Genomic DNA, 3,000 nt, shown 5'->3' on the forward strand with positions numbered 1-3,000 from the left:
GACCTACCCGCACGACGACGATGCCGTGCTCTACCAGTTCTGGCATCTGAAGGAACGGTACGGCTGGGACTACCTCGAGCAACTGGTTGCCACCGAGCCCACCTGGGTGCGGGGCACCGCGATGCCGTATGTGGCCATCAACAACGGCTGGTATGCGGCGAGCTTCACCACCTTCTGGCCGTTCGAACCGATTCCGGGCAGCCCGACCCGGTTTGCCTTTCCGCGCGACGACTTCTTTCTCACCTGGTTCCAGACCGCCGCGATTCCGTCTCAGGCACGCAACAAAGCCGCCGCGAAGTTGTACCTGAACTGGATGCTGTCGGACGAGTTTCAAACCACCTGGCTGCAGTTTCCGGTTCGTCGCGACATCGAAGCACCGGGTGGCGCACTGTCGGTGTTGCACCACAACACCTCGCCCGGCGACTTCCACCGTTGGATGCTGCGGCGCGACAGGGTTGAGCGCTTCCGTGCGCAGATGCGCGAGCTGATCGGACCGGCCACAGGGCCGACGCCCGTCGAGATCGATTACAGCGTTCGACCCTGACCGGCCGCGGGTCTGCGAACGATGGCCGTGCGCCGCCCCGCAGCGCTGAGGTACTGCGGGGCGGCTCAGCCGTTCAACCTGAGAGGGACTTCCAGAACGTGAGCTTGTCTGCGCCTGGGGCCCAGTAGTCGGCGATGGTTGCTTCGTGGCGGTAGCCTTGCGCGTTGTAGAAAGCGCGTGCGCCAGCGTGCTCGTCACCGCCGTCCGTGTCGATGATCAACAATCGGGCGTCGTGCGTGCGCACAGCCGATTCGATCTCGGCCAACAGCACGCGCCCGGCGCCGCGTCCCTGCGCGTCGGGGTGTACCGCGATTGCGAGCAGGTTCCAGGTGCCCTCGGTGAAGGTTTCGTGGCGAGAAAAAGCGAAGCCGACCACGCGGGTGTCGAGGCAGACCACCCTCCAGACACACGGTTCTGCTGCGTCGGCGCTTGCGTCAGAATACATCGGTGCAAGCAAGTCGGGCGGGAAGAGCCCCGTCGCGTCGAGCACGGCGGTGAGGTCGGGAAAGTCGCTCGGCGTCAGCGGCCTAACGGACAATTGATAGAGTGATGACATGGTGATATCCAGAATGTGCAGGCGAAAGCCGGCCGCCCACGCGGTGCGGGGGTGGTCCGGTCGGGGAGCAGCGCGGGGCGCTGCAGCACAGTCAGGCAGTCATACGCAAAGGCTCGCAGAGTGCGCGCCGTTTTACAAGTCGGGTCAGACTTGCCTTGTTCAGGGCCTGAGGTGAACGAGCTCATCCGACTCAGCGCCAGCGAGCAGGTCGACCGCATGCGTCGCCGCGAGGTCTCGGTGCGGGCTGTGCTGGACGCGCACCTCGACGAGATCGCGCGGCGCGAACCGTCCATCAACGCCTTTGTCACTCTCGACGCCGACCGCGCTCGCCACCGCGCCGAGGCCTTGGACCGCGCTGCGGCGCGCGGCGACACGCTCGGGCCGCTGTTCGGTCTCACCGTCGGCATCAAGGACGGCGCGCCAGTGGCGGGTCTGCGCTGGACGCGCGGGGCGCGGGCGTATGCACATGTCATTGCCGATGAGACCGCGATGCACGTGGCCAACCTCGAAGACGCCGGGGCGGTCGTGTTGGGGAAGACCAATATGCCCGAGCTCGGCCACGGCCGGCACGGCGGTCAGACCGACAACGCCGTCGCCGGACTCACGCGCAACCCGCTCGACCCGAGCAAAACGGTCTCGAGTTCCTCCGGTGGCTCTGCGGCGGCGCTCGCGGCGCACTTTGTCGCCCTGGCGGACGGCAGCGACATTGCCGGATCGATTCGCGGGCCCGCGGCCTGGTGTGGGCTCTTCGGCCTGCGGCCCACCCCTGGCGTGGTGCCGCACTGGCCGAAAGCAGACCCGTTTGAGGGAACAGATGTCGTTGGGCCGATGGCCCGCACAGCGCGGGACCTCGCGTTGATGTTCGACGCCATGCGCGGGCCGCGCACGGCGCCGCTGCACACCGTGCCCCGGTCGGCGCCGGTGTCTGGCAACCCGCTGTGCGGCCTGCGGGTCGCCTGGTGCATGAGCCCCGACGGCGCCGGCACCTGCGACGCGGTTGTCCACGCGCTGTCGACTTTGCGACCGCTGCTGACAGCGCAAGGGGCCGAGGTGCGCGACGCCGAACCCGACCTGAGGGGCCTGCATGCCGCGCAGGCGACCCTGCGCGATTTCGGCGTGGCGTGTAAGCACGGAGAGGCGATCGACGCCAACCCGTCCGGGTTTTCGCCCGAGCTGCACGCGGCACTCGCCCGGGGGCGGGCGGTGACGAGCGAGGCGCTGTGCCGTGCGACACGCGTGCGCGACCGGTGTGTGCACACGGTGCAGACGTTCTTCGCGCACTGCGATGTCATGGTGTGGCCCACCTCAACGCAGCTGCCTTTCGGGGCCGACGCCGAGGCGCAGGACATCCACGAGGACTGGACACCCATCGAACTGACACCGTGCTTGCATTTGCCAGCGTTGGCGCTGCCGGTCGCCCGCACCCCCGACGGCATGCCGTGTGGGGTCCAGTTGATCGGGCCCAAACGCGCTGACGCGCACCTCCTCGCCCTCGCGGTTGCTCTGGAAGACGTGCTGTCGTCGGCGTGAGTGCACCGCGGTTCGCACCGCGTGAGCATTCAGACTGATCAGCTGTCGTGTAGCGCGCCCGCTATGCCGTATTGCAAGTTGAACTACGCGCCGGTGGCGTACGCGTCGACAGGTAGGGGTGTCGGGCTTGGTATGCGCACCGGGGCTTCGCTCGGCGGAGCGCTCCCCAGGGTGCCGTGGTCGAGCAGAGTGCCGACGGCCAACCCACCGTCACTGGTCTGCAGCTAGATGTGATCTTTCAGTAGGTTGTTCATCCGAGCCCCTTGCTCGATGCTGTTGGGTGTCTACGTCCAACACACCAAAGAGGCCCGGATGAACACCCACAAGAATGCCCGATTGACACCCTTCGGTCGACGGGTTCTGGTCGAGC

Annotated in this window: 3 protein-coding genes; 2 read left to right on the forward strand and 1 reads right to left on the reverse strand. The window is 67.2% G+C overall.

Features of this window, described 5'->3' with window-relative positions; translation table 11 throughout:
• The coding region (locus AAGA11_22925) for an ABC transporter substrate-binding protein (GenBank protein MEM9605728.1) at nucleotides 1–544 on the forward strand (544 nt) is incomplete at its 5' end.
• 73 nt (nucleotides 545–617) lie between these two features.
• Here AAGA11_22925 and AAGA11_22930 read toward each other — a convergent pair.
• On the reverse strand, nucleotides 618–1,100 hold the full coding sequence (locus AAGA11_22930) for a GNAT family N-acetyltransferase (GenBank protein MEM9605729.1): 483 nt from the start codon (nucleotides 1,098–1,100) through the stop codon (nucleotides 618–620).
• A 171-nt stretch (nucleotides 1,101–1,271) separates the two neighbouring features.
• Between AAGA11_22930 and AAGA11_22935 the strand changes: the two genes are divergently transcribed.
• The gene (locus tag AAGA11_22935) at nucleotides 1,272–2,630 is read left to right on the forward strand and encodes an amidase (GenBank protein ID MEM9605730.1); all 1,359 of its coding nucleotides are present in this window, start codon (nucleotides 1,272–1,274) and stop codon (nucleotides 2,628–2,630) included.
• Nucleotides 2,631–3,000 lie beyond the last annotated feature (370 nt).

The sequence above is a fragment of the Pseudomonadota bacterium genome, from assembly GCA_039196715.1.
GTDB lineage: Bacteria > Pseudomonadota > Gammaproteobacteria > CALCKW01 > CALCKW01 > CALCKW01.

What these genes read in the sequence shown, in the direction of transcription:
- AAGA11_22930 (MEM9605729.1), bottom strand. Translation starts at nt 1,100, where the DNA reads ATGTCATCACTCTATCAATTGTCCGTTAGGCCGCTGACGCCGAGCGAC.